Here is a 22,853-nt window from a genome sequence, read left to right as displayed (position 1 = left end):
ACTAATTATCGAAACTAAATAACCAATGCTTCTAAAAATCAGTTGGAAAAATATACTGGACAAAAAACTGAATAGTTTCTTATGCGTCCTGCTCATGACATTAGGTATTGCCATTATTTCCTTATTATTATTATTGGGCAAGCAACTGCAAGATAAATTCGCCAAAAATATCAGTGGCATTGATATGGTGGTGGGTGCAAAAGGGAGTCCCTTGCAATTAATTCTATCTAGTGTTTATCAAATTGACAATCCGACAGGAAATGTCTATCTGAGTGATGTGCAGGAAATTGCGCAGAATCCTTTGGTAAAGGAAATGATTCCACTTTCTATGGGTGATAATTACCTGAGCTACCGTATTGTTGGAACTAATAAAAAGTATTTTGAGCATTTCAAGGCAAAATTGGCCACTGGCGCCATGTTCAAAAAAGATTTAGATGTTGTACTCGGTGCACAGGTAGCTTTAAATACGGGTATGAAAGTAGGCGATACTTTTTCAAGCTCTCATGGGTTAGATGCCGAGGGTGAGGTACATGGTGACACTAAATACAAAGTTTCAGGCATTTTAGAATTTAACAATTCTGTTGTTGATAATCTTGTTCTGACGAGTCTTAATAGTGTCTGGAATATCCATGAACATAAAGAAGCCCATGCAGAGGAAGACAGCACTACGCACGAAGAACATGAAGCTGAAGAAGCGGATATGTCTAAACGGGAAATTACAAGTGCCCTGATAAAATTCCGCTCACCGATGGGCTTGATGAGCATGCCTCGAAATATCAATCAAAATTCGAAATTACAGGCAGCGCTGCCCTCAATTGAAGTGAATCGTTTATTTGAATTATTGGGTATTGGCATTGACGGGCTTCAAATACTTGCGGCTGTTATCATGTTGATTTCTGGAATCAGTGTTTTTGTTTCGTTGTATAATTCATTGAAAGAACGGAAATATGAAATGGCATTAATGCTCTCTATGGGTGCCAGCCGAACTCGTTTGTTCTTAATGCTGTTGTTAGAGGGAGTATTATTGGCATTATTCGGTTTTGTTGCCGGAGTGATTTTAAGTAGAGTGGGCATCATTCTTATTTCGAATCAGCTAAGCAAAAAGTTTCATTTTGATGTGAATCAGATCAGTTTACAAACGGGTGAAATATACCTTTTCATAGGCGCTCTAGCTATTGGAATTTTAGCAGCAGCCTTGCCATCAATTAATATTTACAGGCTGAATATTTCAAGAACGCTTGCTGAAGAATAATTTATCTTGTATTTTTAGACAATAATTTCATCATTCTCTGGTTTAAACGAGGGAAATATCTATAAACTAAACTTTCCTTTTCTCAGAAAAGGGTATAGAAAATATGAAAAATCTATCAAAATACTTCATCATCAATCTGGCTTTTTTAGGCGCTATTTCATTCGGTTTTGTAGAAGAACCAACTAAAATTTCATGGGAAACATTGAGAGATGTTACATTTAAAAAGAAATGGAGTGCGGAAGAATCCATGTTTATTCTTTATCCTACTTTTGGTTCTAAAGTCGCCGGATTACAAGGCAAAGATGTGGTTCTTACTGGCTATATGATTCCGGTTGATGTAGATGCTAATATGTATGTACTTTCGGCGAATCCTTATAGTTCTTGTTTTTTCTGCGGACAAGCGGGGCCTGAATCTGTCGTACAGGTAAAATTCAAAAAAACAACCAAGAGATTTAATACTGACGATAGAATAACAGTAAAAGGCACATTGAAGCTGAATGCTGATGATATTAATGAACTGAACTATATTTTATCAAATGCAGATTTAGTTCAATAGTTTTTTTGTTACAAAAATCTTTTTTTTGCGTCTGAAATAAAATTCAGGCGCTTTTTTATTGAATAAATAGGGAGTTTTATTCGTTAGAATGTCGTTATATTTGTTTCTGTATCCTTTCCCAATCACATAAAATTTAAAAGATGAAAAAATTACTGTTTTTGGTTATTCCTGTGCTTATTTTCTCTTCAATTACTACTGCACAAGCACAATATGACTATAATTGGGCCGTGGGTTTTCGTGTTGGCGAACCCCTAGGATTCAATCTAAGAAAGTACTTTCAGAATGGTGACAGAGCTTTCGATATCAATGTCGGTACTTACGGGTTAATATATGGTAATGATCGGAGGTATAACAATGGTGAATATAAAACAGCAGGATTGATGATTCAGGGAATCTACCTGTATCATACTGCACTTTTCGGCAAAGAATGGGGGCATGCCTATTATGGCTTTGGTGGACAAATCAATTCGAGAAAGCATTTTCCTGATGCCTGGCGCAATGAAAGTATTAAATCGGTAAGTAAAATCTCCTTAGGACCAACCGGAACGGCAGGTCTCGAATTCAGGTTGCCAAATAATCTGGCTTTCTTTATTGATGGTGGTGTTTATCTGGAAGCTCTCCCCTCTCCTTTCTTCTTAAACGGACAGGTAAGTGGTGGAATAAGGGTCAATCTTGTAAAATAATATAGCCAAAACGCTATTAATTGATAAAAAGTCGTATATTTTTCATTTCTTTACGTTATCAAACGTTTCACTAATCATTAAAACTAATTACAGATACACAAAATCTGTAAATGCCTATGATTGCTTATCTTGACGGTAAACTGGCCTACAAAGACCCAACCTATGTAATTATTGATGTTTCAGGAGTAGGTTATCAGGTAAAAATTTCTCTACAGACTTATGCCGCTCTTCATAATACAGGTGAGAAGTGCAAATTACATACATTGTTGATAGTGCGGGAAGATTCTCACACTCTTTTTGGCTTTTCTGATGGTGCAGAGAAAGAACTCTTTGAAGATTTAATCAGTGTTTCTGGCATTGGTCCCAGCACGGCTATTGTTATGCTTTCTTCTTTATCATCGGGTGAAATCAAACACGCCATTATTTCGGAAGATGTTCGCACGATTCAAAGTATCAAAGGCATTGGGCTTAAAACTGCTCAAAGAGCCATTATAGAGTTAAAAGATAAACTAAAAAAGGACTCTTTATTGGGTGGCGTTACGCCAAATATTTTTGCACCAGCCAATTCTGCTTTACGCAACGAAGCACTTACAGCGTTGGTTACATTGGGTATTGCGAGAGCAGCGGCTGAGAAGAGTATAGATGCGATACTGAAACGTGAAGGCAACGAAATTACTCTCGAACAACTGATTAAACTGGCTCTTAGATAAATTGTAATTAATAAAGATGCAGGCGCAAATTGCCTTAATTTAATTGCAAAAAATAAAGATTTGCTTTGATTGAAAAATAAACACCTTCAATCTTTTATAGATATCAAACCATTAAATAAAAAGCGTACAATTTTTCGTATTTCTCACAGACTATTGGCAAGATTTTAGTCGTTTAGTGTTAAAGTACCTATTGATACTCCCTAAAATTTTATGTTCGGACAGCTATTTGTAAAAAATTATACATTATTTTTTATTGTAATTTTCAGCTTTGGATTGATAAGTGAGAACGCGGACGCTCAATTATTAGGCAGAAAAGGGGCTAAAGGGACCAAGGATCCAAAGGCAATCAAGGCTGATACTACCCGAATTGACTCTTTAGCAGTTCCGGAAAAAGATACTATTATCACCCGTACAGGTAGAGAACCTTCGTATCGTTGGCAGGACCGTTATCTTAACCGTTATGCCAATGCCGTTCCTCAATCACCATTTTATTTAAAAGACCCCAATAATATTACCACAGACTTTAGTGTCTCTCCTACCTCAAATGATATATCAATCACAGAAAAAGCAGGTAAAGGTATTGATTATAAATTGCCACAAGCCTTAACCTTTAATGAATATTCAAGTATTCAGAATGCTTATGTAAGGAAAAATATTCTCCGTGAATATGAAGAGCTGGCAGATGGGAAAAGTGCGACAACTGAGAAGGGCTTAAGACCACTTTTACAGAAAAACCCGATTGTTGACCGGATTTTTGGTGGAAATATGATTGACAAACTCAAGCCAAACGGGTTTGTTACACTTGATTTCAAACTGATTCATCAATTCATAGATAATCCACTCCTACCCATTATTCAGCGTCGTCAGACACTCTTCAACTTCGACGAACAAATCAATATCAACTTCAACGGACAGATCGGTGAGAAGTTAGGGATGTTGACAAATCTGGATACCAAAGCGGCTTTTAACTTTGAAAACCAGCTAAAACTCAACTTTAAAAACCAACCGGAAGACATCCTTCAAAAAGTAGAGGCTGGTAATATCAGTATGCCTGTAAAAAGCCAGTTGATTCCGGGTGTGCAAAATTTATTCGGGATAAAAGCCGGACTCAGATTAGGTAAATTAGATATTACACAAGTAGTTGCCCAACAACGCTCTAAAACAGAATCAATTGTATTGAACGGAGGAACCCAAAGCCGTACTTTTGAAATAAGAGCCGATAATTATGAAGAAAACCGACATTTCTTTCTCGCTCAATTCTTTAGAAGTAACTATGAACGAGCACTTAGAAATCTTCCTTTAGTATTATCAGGAGTAAAAATTACACGTTTAGAGGTATATGTAACCAACCGTACCAATACCGTTGAATCTATGAGGAATCTCATCGCTTTTTCTAATTTAGGTGATTTGAAAAGTGGAACAGGCTACGCTCCGGTAAGAAACGAAGCAACAACCCTTTATAGCAACCTTAGTAATAATCCTGGTTTCAGACGTATTGACTCTACCACCTCATCAGCAGCTTTATCATCATTGAATTTAAAGAAGGGGATTGACTATGAAATACTTAGAGGGGCAAAACGTTTGACCGAACGTGAATTTAAATTCAACGCCGAATTAGGTTATATTTCTTTAGTTACGCCTTTGCGTAATGATGAAATTCTTGCGGTTGCTTATGAGTATACCTACAATGGACAGAACTATAAAGTCGGGGAATTAACAGAAGACTATTCAATTCGCCCTGAGAATGAGGCAATTATGTTGAAGCTCCTTAAGTCTTCTACTATTCGTAACCGTACTACCGACCCTATGTGGGATCTGATGATGAAAAACATCTATTCATTGGGTGTGCCGGGTGTAGGTAAACAAGGTTTCCAACTTAGAATTATTTATAAAGACGACCGCACGGGTATTGATAACCCTAACTTACAAGAAGGAAAGACATTGAAAGACGTTCCTTTGGTAAGAGTAATGAATCTGGATAATCTGAACCCTAATAATGACCCTCAACCTGGTGGTGATGGGAATTTTGACTTTATTGAAGATATAACGATTGATTCAAAAATGGGAAAAATGATTTTCCCGGTACTTGAGCCATTCGGCTCTCACCTATCCTCAAAATTCGCCTTAGACGAACAGATTCTGAAAGATAAATATGTTTTTAATGAATTGTATCGCACTACCTTGGCTGATGCCCAGCAGGTAACTACAAAAAATAAGTTCTTTATCAGAGGTAGTTTACAGGCAAGTAATTCTTCAGAAATTATGCTGCCATTAGGCGCATCAGGTCAATCTGTAAGGATTTTCGCAGGTGGTGTACAATTACAGGAAGGTGCTGATTATACCATTGAACCACAATTGGGTAGAATTAAAATTCTTAATCAAAGTGTGCTTAATTCTGCGCGCCAGATTAGAATTGAATGGGAACGTCCTGACTTGTTTAATACCCAGATCAGAATGATGCTTGGTACAAGATTAGACTATAATCTTAGCAAGGATATTCATATCGGAGCCACGGCCATGACCCTACGCGAAAGCACTCCTGCTTTTATGACACGTATTGCCATTGGTCAGGAACCTGTTAATAATAGTATTGTCGGGTTGGATATTAATTACCGTAAAGATGCCCGATTCCTGACAAGATGGTTAGATGCGCTGCCATTGATTCAAACCAAAGAGATGTCGTCTATTCAATTTACAGCAGAATACGCTAAGCTATTCCCTGCCGTGAATAATAAGCGTATTAATGGCAATGCGATGATTGATGATTTTGAGGCCACACGTAATATCAATGACCTTACACGCCAGCCAACCAGATGGCGTCCAGGAACTGCTCCTGAATCTTATAGAGGTAGTGATACAGGATACGATTATAATTATAAAAGAGGTAAAATTTCTGTTTATACCATTGACCAGACTACGTATCTGGAAGGAGGCTTTGGCGGAGCCGGGAATGTTTTACCTCCTGAGGTACAAGAGGCAGCTAATGGCAATTTATATGAAAGAGCCTTCAGTCCACAACAGATTTTCCCAGGTCGTTCTATTCCAACTTTCAGCCAGGGAGTACCAGTCAATGTGCTGGATGTGTCTTATTTCCCTGCAGAGAGAGGAATGTACAATTATAATTCTACGCTGACTCCTGATGGTTATTTGCCAAATCCCAGACAAAGCTTTGGCTCTATTATGAGAGGGATTACAGCAGATAATGACTTTGATAATGCAAATACAGAATACATTACTTTCTGGATGCTTGACCCTTTTAAAGATGTGGTGAGAGATGGTAATCCTAATGGAAACAGAACCAACACTACCGGAGGTAAACTTAAATTCCATTTGGGTGATATTTCAGAAGACTTTATCCCAGATGGAAGAAATAGCTTTGAAAATGGTTTCCCGGCCAATGAGGCTGTTTCAGATATGTCAAAACCTGACCAGACTGCCTGGGGTTTTGTACCAAAAGTGCAGTTTATGACTGATGCTTTTGACAACCAGCCAGGTGCAAGAGCAAAACAAGATGTGGGTTTAGATGGATTGAATAATGAACAGGAAAGAAATTTCCCTCATATTAAGACATTCCTTGACAGGATTAGCTCTACTGCAAGAGCAAAAGCAGAACAAGATCCATCGGCTGATGATTTTAAATTCTTTACAGACCCTACGTTTACACCGCAACAATCATTACTTGAGCGCTATAAAAACTATCTGGGAGTTGAAAACAACTCTCCTCAAAGTAATCAGACTTCAGATACAAGTCCGACACTAGCCAACTCGGTAACACCTGATAAAGAGGATATTAATGCGGATAATACGATTAATGATGTTGAGAATTTCTATGAGTATGAAATAGACTTATCACCAAGCCGGATGAGTGTTGGTTCTGGTTTTATTGTCGACCAAGTGACTGTACCTAATACACAAGCAACCTGGTATCTTTTCCGTGTTCCGGTGAAACAATTTACCCGTAAATTCGGTGATATTAACGGTTTCAAGTCTATTCGCTTTATGCGAATGTTGCTAACTGACTTTCAACAACCAGTGGTTTTACGTTTTGCTTCACTTCAATTAGAATCTAATCAATATCGTATCTATGATAAAAGCCTGACTCAAACAGGCTTAACAGAAGTACCTGAGCCATATGATGCGAAATTTAAAATGGGGGTTGTGAGTATTGAAGAAAATGGTTGTGGAGACGATGGACAAACCTGTAATATTAAAGAGGGTAAGACCCCATATAAAGTACCTCCGGGATTCATCAGAGATCAGGATATTACACAGCAACAGTTCAATGTAAGATTTAACGAGCAGTCAATGTCTTTGGCGGTTACAAACTTACGTGACGGTGATTCAAGAGGGGTATTCCGTAATACTCGGGTAGATATGCTTAATTATAAAAGAGTAAGACTATTTATCCATGCTGAAAACGAAGCCGGCGATGAAAAAACAGTAGGTGGTGCTTTTATCAGAATTGGTACTGACTTATCTCAGCACTATTATGAAATTGAAATACCTCAGTTAAAAATTACACCTAATGGCTCGATTGATGAAAATGTAATCTGGCCTAAAGAAAACTTTATTGATGTTTCGTTGCAAGACTTAGTAGCCCTAAAAGGGGAAAGAAACCGGATGGGTAAGACCATAACAGTGCCTTATTCAGGAACCGCAGTCGGAACGATTGATGATGGGACTGATGGTAATACTTATAAAATAACCGTAGTCGGTAATCCGGATTTAAGTGCTGTCATGACCATGATGATAGGCTTAAGAAATCCGAAATCGGCAGACGAGCAGCCAAATACTTATACTGTATGGGTCGATGAACTGCGTGCTTATGGATTTGACCAAACATCTGGTGATGCTGGATTATTAGCAGCTAATATTAAATTAGCAGACTTAGCTACTGTGGCTATCAATGCTAATTTGAAGACCTTTGGTTTTGGTGGTGTTCAGGATAAAATTTCTGAAAGAGCGCGTGAAACGGGTAAAGGTATTGGAATTGCTTCGAATATTGAGGTTGATAAGCTTTTCCCTGAAAACTGGGGTTTAAAAATTCCGTTCTTCGTTAATTTTGATAAACAAACGGTTACACCTCATTTCAATCCTCTTGATCCTGATATGCCGCTTGAAAATGCGTTGGCAAATATTGATGACCCAATCAAACGCGAAGCATATCGACGGATGGTAGTTGATAATAGTACCAGAAAAGGGTTCAACTTCTCAAATGTGCGTAAAATAAAAACTAAAGAAGGAGCGCTGCCACATTTCTATGATGTTGAAAACTTCTCGTTCACCTATGCACAGAATAATGTAAATCGCAGCAATATATTGATAGATAATTATTCACTGAATCAGTATAAAGGTGGATTTACCTATCAATATCAACCTAAGCAAATCAACTGGGAGCCTTTTAAAAATAACAAAAGCCTTGAACGACCATTCCTCTATTGGTTGAAAGACTTTAACCTGTCTCCTTTGCCAACAGTAATGGCCTTCAGAACAGATTTTGATAAGAGTTTTGCCCGAACATTACTAAGAAACGCAGATTTAACAACTGATGGCGTTCAACCTTATTTTGAGAAGTATTTCCTGATGAATCGTTTCTACGATTTGCAGTGGAACCTTACCAAGAGCATTCTCTTCAATTATACAGCTACTATGAATGCAGTAGTTGATGAGCCTTATGGAGATATTAATACAGAAGACAAAGCAAAGCAATTACGCCAGAGTATTTTTAGTTTAGGTAGAGCTAAGAATTATTATCAGGAAATGCGATTTACCTATCGCCTACCCTTAGACAAGTTCTTCTTACTTGACTGGATAACAGCAGATGCCAAATACAATAATAATTTTGGTTATCAGGCGATAGCCCTCAATATTATGGATGAAGATTCGATTCCGTTTGGTAATACGATCCGCAATGGTAGAGACAGAGGTATCAGAGGAAAAATTGACTTCATTAAGCTTTATAACAAAGTCAAGTATCTGAAATTTGCTAATAGCCCGAATCCTGAAAGAAAGCGATTTACTCGTAACCCAGGAGATGATGAGAATATTGAGCTACCACCAAGTAATGTAGCAAAAGCATTTACGAGATTATTAATGGCCGTAAGAGGAATTGACTACGATTATTCGATTGTAGAAACCACGATTCTACCGGGCTTTATGCCAACGCCTAAATTGTTTGGATTAAGTTCTGATGGCGCTCCCGGCTTGGGTTTTGTACTGGGTAATCAATATACGACTGAAGGTGATTTCAGGCGTACTAATGGTAATTTTCAGGAATATGCGGCTTCGCAAGGTTGGTTGTCTAAAACCAAAACGCAAACCCAACCATTTGTTCAGACCAAACAAAAGAAATTCTCTTACCGAACTACAATCGAACCGTTCAAGGATTTCAGAATGCAGATTAGTGGTAATTTTAGTCGCGGTGATAATTATCAGGAATATTATTTAGTGGATTCAACTGGAAACTACAGTAGTATGAGTCCTGTAAGAAACGGTAATTTCAGTACTTCGTTCTGGTCTTTTAATACTTTCTTTGCCCGTATGACAAAAGAAGACGTTAAGAACAATTATCATTATGATGTTTTTGAAAATATGCGTGCGTATCGTGAGTTCTTTGCGGATAAACTTGCTGCCTTGAATCCGAATAAAGAGGGAGTATATGATAAGAATTCTCAGGATGTTCTGGTACCAGCCTTTATTGCTGCCTATAGTGGCAAAGGAAAGACATTGGATTTGAAAAAATTCCCTTTCTCTAAAGGTTTCAGATTCCCGATGCCTAACTGGAGGATTGATTATAGCGGCTTAGCTAATCTGGCACCATTTAACAAAATGTTTAGTTCAATCACTATTAGCCATAGTTATACTTCAACTTATAGTGTAGGTAATTTTACCTCTTCGCTTGATTATGGAGCCGCAATGGTTAATTTCATGATAATGGATTATCCTTATCAGAATGCTTCAAAAACGACAACTGTTGACGTACTTCTAAATGATCAATACGTCAAACAAAAGCAATTTGTTCCGGTATTTGTGATGAGTACGGTCTCATTGGAAGAGAAATTTATGCCTTTTATTGGAGTGCAGTTTACTACCAAGAGTAAGATTTCAGGTAGATTTGACTGGAATAGAGAACGTAGAGCAGCTTTAAACCTTTCTAACTCACAGGTAGCTGAATATAGTAGTTCTGATTTTGTATTCAACTTTGGTTTCAAGAAAAATGGAGTGAAGTTACCATTAAGAGGTAGAAACGGAAAAGTAATTACTTTGAAAAACGACCTGAATCTGCAATTTGCTTTCACTATTCGTGATGTAAAAGCCATTCAAAGACGTTTAGATGGTGATCCGCAACCTACACAAGGGAACTATAATCTTCAATGGGGACCAAGAATCACCTACCAGGTAAACAAGAGAGTAATGCTGAACTTCTATGTTGACCATGTAAACAACAGACCTTTCGTTACTAACTTCTCTTATCCTAGAGTCACAACTACAGGAGGTATTAATGTAAGATTCAGTTTATCTGATCAATAAGATTCAAATTATACGTATATTAGAGGGTTATTGTTTCAAAGCAATAACCCTCTATTTTTTTTCAACCACTCTATGAAAATCATTATTATTGGTGCCACTACCGGCATAGGCAAAGCCTTAGCTGAATTATATATTAAACAAGGGCATGAAGTAACAATTACAGGCAGAAGAATTGCTTTATTGGAAGAAATACAAAATGCTTATCCCAATCAGCAAGTACACATTGGCCTAATGGATGTTGCTGAAATAGACAATGCCCGATTAACAATGGAGCATTTGGCCGATAAACATGGAGGGTTTGATAAAGTAGTAATTAATGCAGGTGTAGGTTTTGGGAAAGCGAGTTTCGATGAAGAAATAAAAACCATTGATATTAATGTGCGAGGCTTTACAGCTATTGCTCAATGGTCTTATAATTATTTTAAGAGCAAAGGGAATGGACATATTATTGGTGTTTCCTCGTTGGCTTCTCAATATGGTAGCCCTTACGCTCCTGAATATCATGCTTCAAAAGCGTTTATGTCTAATTATATGCAAGGTTTACGATTGCGGTCATCTAAATATAAGCATCATATTAGTATAACTGATATTCGTCCCGGATTTGTGGATACACCTATGACGAAGCAAAACAAAGGTATGTTTTGGGTAGCTACTCCTGAGAAAGCCGCCAAACAAATTGCAGAAGCTATTGAATCGAAAAAAAATGTAGCCTATATTACCAAAAGGTATTTTTTATTAGCAATTTTGATAAAACTTGTTCCTGAATGGCTATTTGCCAAAATCTTCTGATATGAAAAGCATTGCTTTACTGTTTGTAATTTTAATCGCACTTATCTCATGCAAAAAAAATGAGGCTTTAGATACATGCCAGTTAGAAAAGTTTGCTCAGGAGTTGCCACTTAGTGAAGCGTTTCACTATGATAACATTACTTTAAAAGATGGGCGGATAGAAAAGTTTCTTAGTTATGATATAAATGCCAGTAAAGATACCTTAAATAAGGCGATTGTATTTTTTGAGTATAATTCCAAAGGTCAGGTAAAAGCTGTCAGAGATGAAGCAAATCCAAAAAGAATCAGAAGATACGATGCCAGTTTTGATAGCAAAGGCAATGCAACCAAGGTTATTCAAACAACGAATGGTAATATTGAGGATGAAATTGTGATAGAATATGATTCACAAAACCGACCTATAGAGATTGCAAGCAAATATTTATTAGGCATTAACAGAAGCATTGAATATGATAACAATGGGAATCCTTTTCGTATTTTCAGATTAGATTTAGGGACTACACCTAATATAACAGAGCATACCTTCGACGATAAACGAAATTTCTTTTCGGGTATTCCTGAGATAAAATTTTACTGGATTGTTCGCCCTCTTAGTAATTTCATCCCGTTTGGCGATAATAATATAGCATCATCTAAGGTCTATCTATTTGAACAAAACGACTTTAAAGAATCTGTAAGTCAGCGAACCAAGCGAGAATTGGTCTATAATGAAAAGGGGTTTCCTGAGACAATAAAAATCATTCGGGAAGATTTATCAAGTACAGTCTCAAACATTTCTAACTTCTCGTATAATTGTCAATAGATTGCCGGCTCCTTAATAAAGCTTCTGCCACAATTAAATCTTCGGGTGTGGTTATCTTAATGTTTTCGTAAGAGCCCTCTGTCAGATTTATCGGAAAACCTGCAAATTCCAAGACACTTGCACAATCGGTAAAGAAATTCTGCTCATCTACTTCAAAAGCTTTTTTTATCAATTCCGACTGAAATGTCTGGGGTGTTTGCATCAATCGGAACTTGGTTCTTTCTACGGCTTTATTCTGCTGGTTCTCCCCTACTTCACGGATAGAATCTTTTAATTGAACACTTGTCACAGCACTGCCCAATTCATCGGCAGTCTTAAATGATTTTTCAATGATTTCTGCATCGATTAAAGGTCTAACTCCATCATGCACAGCCACCAGACTATTATTTTCGACATGCACAAGCCCATTTTTAACCGATTGAAACCGACTTTTCCCTCCTATTACAATCTTAATTGATTGATAAGATTCTACTTCCAAAGATTGTTGTTTTGTAATACTATGCCAGTATTCAATATCTTTTTCAGGCAATACCAATATAATCTTTATCCTATTAACTCTCATGAATTGGTCAATTGTATGCAGTAAGATAGGTTTTCCAGCCAAGGGCAGAAATTGTTTTGGTACTTCGCTGCCCATACGGGTTCCACTACCCCCTGCGACCAAGACTGCATATTTTTGTTTTTCCATGAGATTTATATGAAGATTGGAGTATAAACAAAACCGAGAAATGAAAACTAAGTTCATTTCCCGGTTCTGAATAAGCTTATATTGACTATTAAAGAATCAACATTACATCGCCATAAGTAAAGAATTTATATTTCTCTTTAATGGCTTCGTTGTAGGCATTCATAATTAACTCATATCCACCAAAAGCACAAGCCATCATAATCAGGATTGACTCCGGTAAATGGAAGTTTGTTAATAAGGCATTCGTAATTTTGAAATCGTATGGAGGGAAGATAAATTTATCTGTCCAGCCATTATCGATTGGTTTCAAATGGTTGCTTGCTGATACTGAAGACTCCAGGGCTTTCAGAACTGTTGTTCCGATAGCACATATTTTTCCTTCCTTATCGATTGAACCATTTACAATATCACAGGTTTTATCAGGAATAAAGAAGTTCTCAGAATCAGTTTTATGCTTTGTTAAATCTTCTACATCAACCTGACGGAATGTTCCGATACCAATGTGTAAAGTAACTGGGCAGAAATTAACGCCATTAATTTCCATACGGCGTTGTACATTTCTTGTAAAGTGCATACCTGCCGTTGGTGCAGCTACCGCTCCTTCTTTATCAGCGAAGATCGTCTGGTATCTTTCACGATCCTGATCAGTTACTTTTCTTTTAATTACGTCGATCGGCAGTGGAGTTTCTCCCAATTCGTGAATCGCTTTCATCATTTCTTCGTGTGATCCGTCAAACAAGAAACGAATGGTACGCCCACGAGAAGTCGTATTGTCAATAACCTCTGCTACTAAATCACTCTCTCCAAAATATAATTTATTACCTACTCTGATTTTTCTTGCCGGATCAACCAATACATCCCAAAGGCGCATTTCACGGTTAAGCTCGCGCAACAAGAATACCTCTATTTTGGCACCTGTTTTTTCTTTTGAACCATATAAACGCGCAGGAAAAACCTTTGTATCGTTCACTACTAAAGTATCGTTTTCTCCAAAGTAGTCAACGATGTCTTTAAACATTTTGTGTTCAATTTTTTTGGTTTTTCTGTTAACTACCATCATACGCGCGCCGTCACGTTGGTCAGGCGGGTACATGGCCACAAGGCTATGCGGTAAATCAAATTTAAATTCTGAAAGTTTCATTTTATAGACTCCCCAATTCCACTCAAAGCGGAAAATTTTTGTTGATTTGCTCCATGTTTGGGGATATTGTTTTCCGGCATGAAGAAATATAGGTATGAAAAAAACTTCTTACCTTAGTTTTTTTAGGTCGCAAAGGTACTAAATCGGTATAGGGGGTGTCAAGTGTTTTAGGAGAAATGTTTAAAAATGGCCTTAAACTGTAATTTTACCTTTGAGATAAAGTTTTCCTTGCCCTGCAATTAAAACCCTGTCTCCTGCCAGTTTACAATGTACACTACCTTTCCTCGCTGAAATCTGTTCCGCTTCAAATTCAGTTTTGCCAAGTTTATCAGCCCAGAAAGGTATTAACTTAGTAAATGCCGAACCGGTAACAGGATCTTCGTCAATTCCTGCGGCTGGTGCAAAAAAACGGCAGACAAAATCCAGTTTTTTAGAGTCAGCCTTTGAAGTTACAATTATCCCACGTGTTCTTACATTTTTTAAAACACCAAAATCGGGAAAGATGTTTTCAATATCACTCTGAGAATTATAAACTAATAAATAATCTTCACCTGCTTGATAAATTTCTTCAGGTTTCTTACCAATTCCTTCAATCAATCCTTCTGGCGATTCAATTGGAAAAACATTTTGCACAGGGAAATCCAGCTCTAATAATCTGCCATACTTTTTCACTTTTAAAATACCACTTTGCGAATCAAAAATAATTGTATCAGCAGTATATTTCATGGTATCAAAAATGACATAGGCAGTAGCTAGCGTAGCATGACCACAAAGTGCTACTTCAATAGTTGGAGTAAACCAACGAATATGGAAACCATTATCGGTTGGAACAAAGAAAGCCGTTTCTGACAGATTGTTTTCTAAAGCAATTTGTTGCATCAAAGAATCTGGTAACCAATCTTTTAATGGAACAATTGCGGCAGGATTGCCACCAAAAAGCTTGTTTGTAAAGGCATCAACCTGATAAATGGATAATTGCATAAAGCGTGGTTTTATCTGAATTTAACTTTTCTTATTTGAAACCTGAATTTTGGTTAGATATAACATTAAAGCTATCACACTAAGAAAATATACTAATGTTCGGGAGTCAATCAGACCTCTTCCGATTGATTCATAATGATAACTAAGACCTACATAATCAATCAGGTATTGGGTTGTACCATTAAACAATTGGGCAAGTTGATGTAGTCCATCGTATAAAAGGAAACAAGCCAGAGCTCCTATAATAAACGCTACTACCTGATTATCTGTAAGTGAAGACGCCCACAAACCAATGGCTGCAAAGACACCACCTAAAAAGAAAAGACCTATATAAGAGCCAATAATAGCCGAGGTATCTACATTTCCTTTAGGATTACCCAATTCATAAACTGAATAATAATATAATAGTGTAGGTAAAAGTGCAACAACAATGAGAATGAATGCCGCTAAAAATTTACCTAATATAATCTGCCAATCAGTAAGTGGTTTTGTAAAAAGCAGTTCAATAGTCCCGGTTTTAAATTCTTCCGAAAATAAACGCATAGTAATGGCTGGTATCAGAAAAATGAAAATATAAGGCGCCAGTTGAAAAAAGCTGTTTAAATCGGCATAGCCATAGTCTAATACATTTCCTTCAAAAACCCATGTAAATAAGCCTGCTAATACCAAAAAAACACCAATCACGATATAAGCGACAAGTGAATTGAGAAAACTATTGAGTTCTTTTCTAAAAATTGTAAGCATTTATTAATATTTAAATACTGGTTGATCTTTCTTAAAAATAGCTGATATTATTAACGACCAAACAAAGCCAAAAAATATATAAAGCAATACTCCAAAGATAAAAAGCATTCCAGGGCTCATAAATTTGCCCATCATCTCCATTGTCTGATCAATTTGCTCCTGAGTCAATCCTCTTGATTCCATCTGTTCGCGCTGCAAATCTGACATTTGTTGGGGAATGGTTGTATCTATAAACATAATATATACAAACGAGAAAATAGAGGCAATCAGACCTGTTACTGCACTCATCAATGTACCTACTCCCAAGCCTTCACCAAAACTCATAAAACCACTATTTAAAGATTTATATTCCTTTACACCGAATATAATTCCTCCCAAAAGAAATAGAAAAGACACATATGTAAGCGCATTATTTTTGAAGAGGGCAGTCATATATAAAACCACACTGTAAATAATAACTATTATAGCGGTGATGATTCCCCATTTAAGTGCAATGCGGGCTGTTGACGGTTTTTCCATATTGTTGATAAGGTTAAGGTGATAAAAAGAGAAACAATTTATCAAAAATCTATGAAACTGTATACGTATGTCTTCTGAAAATCAATGAAATAATTGAGACGGCTATAATACAAATCTGTTTCTTGCCGAGCTCATCTAAAAATACATAACCTGCTGAGGGAATTTGTTGCGCCTGTTTTAGCAAGGATGAAAACTCTTCAAGACCAAAGTTTTTAATATGACTATCCTTTATTTTCATAATCGCATCTACATTTTCTTTTACCCATAGCAAAATTGCTTCATCCCCTGCCAGTTTTATAAAAATATAAAAAAATGTTGCGGTGATAAAAGCGGCGAAAAGATTGGTAAGGAAACCAACCGAAAATCCTTCGGTAAAGGTTATTATGCCCATATTGGTTGCCCGATATGTCCAGATCGCAATCAGAATAAATAAAATATTGATACCAAATGCAGGTAATTTATAGCGCCCGAAAGGACTTTTATGAATGCCATAAAACTGAATCATGGCTACTACAATGCAAATAGCAGCAGCAATGCTTCCGTAATAAAGTGCGTGCTTAACAATTCTACTTTTTAACATACCAATCTTCAATTAGAGATACTCTTCTATCAAGCGATTTGATTTTTATTAATTACGCCAATTACTTTACCCTTAAATGTTTGGTCAACAAAAGGCGTATTTTTAGATTTCGAACGAATATCTTTTTCAGTAAAAGTCCATTCTAAATCAGGATTAAAGATAGTCAGATTAGCTAAACTTCCTTCCTGAATGGTTTCTTCCGCTAGGCGTAATAATTTAGCTGGATTATTTGTCAATTTCTCAATCAATGTCTCAATTGACAAATTGCTATAGGTATTCGCAACAGCAAAAGCCGTCTCTAATCCAATAATCCCAAAATCCGCCATATCAAACTCCAGATTCTTTGATTCTTCGTCCTGTGGATTATGGTCAGATACAATCGAATCAATTGTTCCATCAGCTAATCCTGCTTGCAAAGCTTCAATATCTGCTTTCGTTCTGAAAGGTGGATTCACTTTCAGGTTTGTATCAAATTCTTTCAGATCTGCATCTGTAAAAGCTAATTGATGCGCCGCTATATCACAACTTACGGGTAATCCTTTTGCTTTGGCTTCTCTGATTAATTCTACGGCTTTTTTAGTAGAAATAGTCGAAAAATGTAAGGCAGAATCTGCTTTTTTCTCTGTAATCTGACTAAATGCATATTCAAGCAATTTCAAATCTCTCATTACTATTATTTCTTCGGCAGTAGAAGGAATCCCTTTCATACCCAATAAAGTACTTTCAATGCCTTCGTGCATCTGCCCGAACAAGGTCAATGTTGTTTCCTCCGGGTGATTCATTAAGAAGCCATTAATCGGATAGAGATACTGTAAAGTTTTCAATAAAATATCAGCATTCCATAAAGGATGCTCTCCATCGGTAAAAGCCACGGCTCCGGCATTATTCAGATCAAGCATTTCAGTGAAATCTTTGCCTTCGCAATTTTTGGTTACTGCCGCTGCCGGAAGAATATCAACTAGCTGGGTTTTAGAAAACCCTTTGTAATAAGCAATTGATTCTTTGGTTTGTACAGTTGGCTTTGTATTAGGCAGCGTTACAATTTTAGTAAATCCACCTGCTGCCGCTGCTTTGCACAAAGAACTTAAATCTTCTTTAGACTCATAACCCGGGTCTTTTGGTGATACTCTCATATCAATCCAGCCGATTGATACGTGTAGGTTCTCTCCCTCGATTATTTTATCTGCTTTTTCTTCAATTATATCAGCAATTCTGCTGATTTTCCCTTCTTCAATAAATATATCTTTTATCTGACCATTGAGGTCAGATTTATTGTCAATTATCTTTACAGATTTAAGCAAAGTTTTCATTTTCCTATAAAAATTCAAAAAAAATGCCCTTAGCAGGGCATCTCTATTTAAAATATCTTCGATTCGATTATCATAGCCTTATTTCTCAGATAATATTTTGATATGCTTCTGAATCTAATAAGGCATCAATATCAGCTGGATTCGATACTTCCAGTTTTATCAACCAACCTTCACCATATGGATCTGAGTTTAGCAATTCAGGATTATTACTTAAGGCAGCGTTCACTTCTAAAACTTTTCCGGCAACAGGTAAGAATAAATCTGATACTGTTTTGACCGCTTCTACTGTTCCGAAAATATCGTTTGCTCCAAGTTCTTGTCCTGCTGTTTCTATCTCAACAAAAACAATATCACCCAACTCGCCTTGTGCAAAATCAGTAATACCTACCAAAGCGATATTACCACTTTCTATTTTGATCCACTCATGTTCGTTGGTGTAGCGTAAATCTGAAGGAAAATTCATTTGTTTGTGAAGGGGTTTATTATTTCGACCGCAAGTTAGTAGATTTGTTGGAAACATGAAAAAATCCTAATGAAAAAATAAAATCTGAGTCTAAAGCGATAAATGTAGTAGGACCAGGTTTACTTATCTGAGCAAACGCCCTTATATTTAGGCACAAATAAACGAATATGCAAAAAAGGCTTTCATTACAGGAATACATAGACGGAATATTATCTGGCAACCGGATTATTCTTAGCCGTGCTATTACTTTGATTGAAAGCCAATTAGCACAGGATAAAACCTTAGCCCAAAATCTGCTGGAGCAACTTTTACCTCACTCTGGCCATTCGATCCGAATTGGTATTACCGGAGTCCCGGGAGTTGGTAAAAGTACTTTTATTGAGACATTTGGTAAAAATGTTACTGCACAAAACAAAAAAATTGCTGTTTTGGCCATTGACCCGACCAGCCAGATAACTAAAGGTAGCATTATGGGTGATAAAACCCGCATGGAGGAGTTAGCTCATGACGCTTTGGCATATATACGCCCCTCACCTGCTGGTGCTACCTTAGGTGGTGTAGCCAACAAAACCCGAGAAACCATCTTATTGTGTGAAGCTGCGGGCTATGAAATCATTATTGTTGAAACGGTCGGTGTTGGTCAATCGGAAACGGTCGTAAAAGGCATGGTTGATTTCTTTTTATTATTGATGCTGGCAGGGGCTGGGGATGAACTACAAGGAATTAAACGAGGTATTATAGAAATGGCTGATGCCATAGCCATTACCAAGGCGGATGGAGATAATTTACAGGCATCAAAAAATGCCCGATTAGAATATTTACATGCGCTTCACCTCTACCCAGCTGCCAACAATAACTGGCAGACGCCCGTATTAACTTGCTCAGCACTTAATAATTCGGGTATTAATGAAATATGGGATACTATACAGTCTTACGTTCAAAAAATGCAAACAATTGGTTTTTGGGAGCAGAATCGGCAGAGACAAAATGTGGAATGGTTGCATACATATATTCGTCAGTCGCTGGAAGATGAGTTTTACAATAACCCAACGATAAAAGACAAATTCTCAAGTATTAAAGAAAATATACTTTCAGGTAAAATGCTACCCATTCAAGGAGCGAAGGAGCTTTTAGATAGTGCGAAGAGCGCTAATTAGTCGACAAATTCGGTACAACTATACATTTCTTCACCGCTTTTCATTAAAAAAAGCTAATTTTGATGCTTCATTCCTACTAACGGCTAAACCCAAAATATGTTCTGGTATACTATTTCGAAAATTATTTTAAAGAATCGTCGAAGCTGGCTTTTGTTTTTAACGCTTATAAGTGCCTTGATGGCTTATGAGGCATCTCAAATCCAGATGTCTTATGAATTGGCAAGAATTCTTCCTCAAACAGATGATAATTATAAATTATACGAAGATTTCAAAAAGCGATTTGGTGAAGACGGCAATGTAATGGTAATTGCCATAGAGTCAGATAAAATCTATCAACTGCAAGTTTTTAATCAATGGTATGATTTAACTAAATCTGTTAAAAGCATTGAAGGAATCAAAAATGTAGTATCTAATGCTAATCTTTTTGAGATAGTACGCAACGATAGCTTAATGCAATTTGACTTTAAGCCAATTGTGGCTCAAAGACCTACAAGCCAGGCCGAAGTAGATTCTATCAGAAAAAAAATTGAGACTTTCCCGTTTTACAGAGGTTTTGTGTATAGTAAAGAGGGCCATGCGCATTTAATGGCTATTACATTTGATCAGGCCAAACTAAATAGTAAAGGCAGAATAACGATAACCCGTGAAATTGAAGCAGAAGCAAGAGCATTCGGGCAAAAAAATGGAATAGAAATGCATTTCTCAGGAATGCCGTTCATCCGAACCAATTTTATTTCTAAGGTGACAGCCGAAATGGTTAAGTTTATGTTTCTCGCCTTTCTGGTTACCATTGGCATTCTATTCCTTTTCTTCCGTTCTATTAGAACAGCTCTTTTCACAGCACTATTAGTAATGATTTCGGTAGTCTGGTCTGTCGGAATCATCGTTTTATTAGGCTATAAAATTACTATTTTATTAGGGCTGATTCCGCCATTGATTATTGTCATTGGCATTCCTAATACCATATTCTTAGTCAATAAGTATCAGGAAGAATTTCAGAAACATGGCGATAAGATGCGAGCACTTTCAGTTGCTGTAGAAAAAATAGCCAAAACCACCTTTCTGGCTAATGTGACTACCTCAATCGGTTTCTTTGTTTTCTATTTTACCGGTAGCCCTTTATTATTAGAGTTTGGTTTGGTTGCGGCCATTTGTATCATGACTACATGGGCTGTGTCCTTAATATTGATTTCGATTTTGTTGAGTTATAGTGCGCCACCAAGTGCAAAAAATGTACGTCATCTTGAAAACAAATACATTAGCTCTTTTCTGAAATTTGTAAATACACTTGTACATACTCGCCGGACACCCTTATATCTATTCATTGCTATATTAGTGATAGTTTCAGCCTTCGGGATGTCTAAATTACGGGCTGTCGGCTATATAGTGGACGACTTGCCTCAAAACGACCCAATCTATGCCGATTTGAAATTTATTGAAAAGCATTTTCATGGTGTAGTGCCTTTTGAGGTTGAGATTAATACTAAAAGAGAAAATGGAGTATTGAATCCTCAGGTATTGAATAAAATCAAAGTGATGCAAAGGGAGTTTGCCAAGTATAAAGAATTTACGAATCCAATCTCAGTAGTCGAAGCGATTAAATTTGTTTATCAGGGATATAGAGGTGGAGATGAAAAATATTATCAACTACCGGGTGCTTTAGAGTTACAAAAATTAGCTGGATATGCCGAAAGTGTAAAAGGTAAACAAAACCTGTTTGCGTCCTTTATTGATAGTACCAAGCAATATACCCGTATCAGTTTTCAATGCGCCGATGCCGGAACCGTCAGAATTAAGGAATTGGTAGATGCGCTGCAACCAAAAATTGATACCATTTTCAATTATGATAAAGAAGCTAAAAAATGGCTTCCTGAGGAGCAACAAATAGAGGCGAAAGTTACCGGAAATGGTGTGGTCTTTATGAAAGGGAATAACTATCTCTTGAAAAATCTGGTTGAGAGTACGGCTTTAGCAATCCTGCTTGTGTGCGTAGTAATGGCTACCCAGTTTTTTGATGTTCGGATGATTTTAATTTCAACCTTACCAAGTATCATCCCATTGATTATAACTGCAGGAGTAATGGGTTATCTGGGTATTCCATTGAAACCTACTACTACACTGGTATTTAGTATTGCTTTTGGAATTTCCTCAGACGGGACAATTTATTTCCTTACCAAATATAAAGATGAAATTGTGAATAGAGGTTTGACGGTTTCACAGGCCATTACTGAAACGATTATGTATACTGGTATCAGTATGTTTTATACAGGTATTATTCTGTTCTTTGGTTTTGGAATCTTTGTAGCATCCAATTTTAAAGGTACTGTATTTTTAGGCACATTGGTTTCGATTACCTTGTTAATGGGAATGATTTCAAATCTGGTCTTATTACCAGCCTTTTTGATGACTTTGGATAAACGAAAACCATTGATAAAGAGTTAATAACCTGAGAGCTAAACTGAAAATAAATGATAAATTTCCATATAGAAGAGATTGAGATTAGGATTCAGCAAAAATTAAAACTGAAAAACTGGCTGAAAAACGTAATCGAAAGCGAAGGTTTTAGTCTGGGAGATGTTAATTATGTCTTTTGTTCAGATGATTACTTACTGAAAATTAATGTAGAATACCTCGATCACGATTATCTGACTGATATTATTACGTTCGATAACTCGGAAGAAGAAAAACTCATTGAGGGAGATATTTTTATTAGTGTTGATCGGGTAAAAGATAATGCAAGGACTTTTGAAGTAAGTTTTGAATATGAGTTGAAACGTGTATTGGTTCACGGTATCCTGCATCTTTGTGGTTATCTTGATAAAACTGACGAAGAGGAAAAATTAATGAGATCTAAAGAAAATCATTATCTGCAATTATTTCAATAAGTCTTTTGGTTGTAGATTCAAATGTATGATGAGTTGAATAAATAAAACAAGGGAGCGAACTTT

18 protein-coding genes are annotated in these 22,853 nt (G+C 36.7%); 10 read left to right on the top strand and 8 right to left on the bottom strand.

The genetic code is table 11. The features are described from left to right. Positions 1–25: 25 nt before the first annotated feature. From ACYVFA_RS13950 to ACYVFA_RS13920, 7 genes are all read left to right on the top strand, one after another. Positions 26–1,252 (top strand): ABC transporter permease, encoded by a 1,227-nt coding sequence (locus ACYVFA_RS13950; RefSeq protein ID WP_460472447.1) that lies wholly within the window; start codon positions 26–28, stop codon positions 1,250–1,252. Between the two features lie 103 nt (positions 1,253–1,355). Next, entirely contained in the window at positions 1,356–1,808 is a 453-nt protein-coding gene (locus tag ACYVFA_RS13945; protein WP_460472446.1) for a DUF3299 domain-containing protein, read from the top strand. Between the two features lie 140 nt (positions 1,809–1,948). Then, positions 1,949–2,491, top strand: a complete 543-nt coding sequence (locus tag ACYVFA_RS13940; protein WP_460472445.1) for a hypothetical protein — start codon at positions 1,949–1,951, stop codon at positions 2,489–2,491. Between the two features lie 116 nt (positions 2,492–2,607). Continuing rightward, positions 2,608–3,201, top strand: coding sequence for a Holliday junction branch migration protein RuvA (ruvA, locus tag ACYVFA_RS13935; protein ID WP_460472444.1), 594 nt, complete (start codon positions 2,608–2,610; stop codon positions 3,199–3,201). 210 nt (positions 3,202–3,411) lie between these two features. Further along, positions 3,412–10,731, top strand: a complete 7,320-nt coding sequence (gene sov / locus ACYVFA_RS13930) for a cell surface protein SprA (protein ID WP_460472443.1) — start codon at positions 3,412–3,414, stop codon at positions 10,729–10,731. Between the two features lie 72 nt (positions 10,732–10,803). Further along, positions 10,804–11,520 (top strand): Rossmann-fold NAD(P)-binding domain-containing protein, encoded by a 717-nt coding sequence (locus ACYVFA_RS13925; RefSeq protein WP_460472442.1) that lies wholly within the window; start codon positions 10,804–10,806, stop codon positions 11,518–11,520. A 1-nt stretch (position 11,521) separates the two neighbouring features. Then, positions 11,522–12,322: a hypothetical protein gene (locus tag ACYVFA_RS13920; protein WP_460472441.1), complete on the top strand. Its 801-nt coding sequence runs from the start codon at positions 11,522–11,524 to the stop codon at positions 12,320–12,322. Here the strand turns inward: ACYVFA_RS13920 and ACYVFA_RS13915 are convergent. The 8 genes from ACYVFA_RS13915 to gcvH all read right to left on the bottom strand — a co-directional run bounded on the left by ACYVFA_RS13915 (position 12,297) and on the right by gcvH (position 18,748). Next, positions 12,297–13,010, bottom strand: coding sequence for an IspD/TarI family cytidylyltransferase (locus tag ACYVFA_RS13915; protein WP_460472440.1), 714 nt, complete (start codon positions 13,008–13,010; stop codon positions 12,297–12,299). The two genes, ACYVFA_RS13920 and ACYVFA_RS13915, sit on opposite strands and share 26 nt — an antisense overlap. Positions 13,011–13,098: 88 nt before the next feature. Then, entirely contained in the window at positions 13,099–14,151 is a 1,053-nt protein-coding gene (gene queA / locus ACYVFA_RS13910; protein WP_460472439.1) for an S-adenosylmethionine:tRNA ribosyltransferase-isomerase, read from the bottom strand. 192 nt (positions 14,152–14,343) lie between these two features. Next, positions 14,344–15,132 (bottom strand): PhzF family phenazine biosynthesis protein, encoded by a 789-nt coding sequence (locus ACYVFA_RS13905; protein ID WP_460472438.1) that lies wholly within the window; start codon positions 15,130–15,132, stop codon positions 14,344–14,346. Positions 15,133–15,153: 21 nt separating this feature from the next. Then, positions 15,154–15,876, bottom strand: coding sequence for a gliding motility-associated ABC transporter permease subunit GldF (gldF, locus tag ACYVFA_RS13900; RefSeq protein ID WP_460472437.1), 723 nt, complete (start codon positions 15,874–15,876; stop codon positions 15,154–15,156). A gap of 3 nt (positions 15,877–15,879) precedes the next feature. After that, complete coding sequence (locus ACYVFA_RS13895) at positions 15,880–16,395, bottom strand: DUF4199 domain-containing protein (protein ID WP_460472436.1); 516 nt, start codon at positions 16,393–16,395, stop codon at positions 15,880–15,882. 49 nt (positions 16,396–16,444) lie between these two features. After that, positions 16,445–16,975: a DUF4199 domain-containing protein gene (locus tag ACYVFA_RS13890; protein ID WP_460472435.1), complete on the bottom strand. Its 531-nt coding sequence runs from the start codon at positions 16,973–16,975 to the stop codon at positions 16,445–16,447. A gap of 29 nt (positions 16,976–17,004) precedes the next feature. Continuing rightward, positions 17,005–18,285, bottom strand: a complete 1,281-nt coding sequence (locus ACYVFA_RS13885) for a dihydroorotase (protein WP_460472434.1) — start codon at positions 18,283–18,285, stop codon at positions 17,005–17,007. Between the two features lie 85 nt (positions 18,286–18,370). Then, positions 18,371–18,748 carry a glycine cleavage system protein H gene (gcvH, locus tag ACYVFA_RS13880; RefSeq protein ID WP_460472433.1) on the bottom strand — a complete coding sequence of 126 codons (378 nt, stop codon included), beginning with the start codon at positions 18,746–18,748 and terminating at the stop codon, positions 18,371–18,373. A gap of 167 nt (positions 18,749–18,915) precedes the next feature. Here gcvH and meaB point away from each other — a divergent pair, with 167 nt between their 5' ends. The 3 genes from meaB (at position 18,916) to ybeY (ending at position 22,790) form a co-directional block, all read left to right on the top strand. Next, complete coding sequence (gene meaB / locus ACYVFA_RS13875; protein ID WP_460472432.1) at positions 18,916–19,905, top strand: ArgK/MeaB family GTPase; 990 nt, start codon at positions 18,916–18,918, stop codon at positions 19,903–19,905. 96 nt (positions 19,906–20,001) lie between these two features. Further along, complete coding sequence (locus ACYVFA_RS13870) at positions 20,002–22,347, top strand: efflux RND transporter permease subunit (RefSeq protein WP_460472431.1); 2,346 nt, start codon at positions 20,002–20,004, stop codon at positions 22,345–22,347. A 26-nt stretch (positions 22,348–22,373) separates the two neighbouring features. Beyond that, positions 22,374–22,790 carry an rRNA maturation RNAse YbeY gene (gene ybeY, locus ACYVFA_RS13865; RefSeq protein ID WP_460472430.1) on the top strand — a complete coding sequence of 139 codons (417 nt, stop codon included), beginning with the start codon at positions 22,374–22,376 and terminating at the stop codon, positions 22,788–22,790. The last annotated feature ends 63 nt before the right edge of the window (positions 22,791–22,853 follow it).

This window comes from Emticicia fontis (assembly GCF_054779675.1).
The sequence above is the reverse complement of the archived record's forward strand: the minus strand, read 5'-3'. Positions and strand labels throughout refer to the sequence as shown.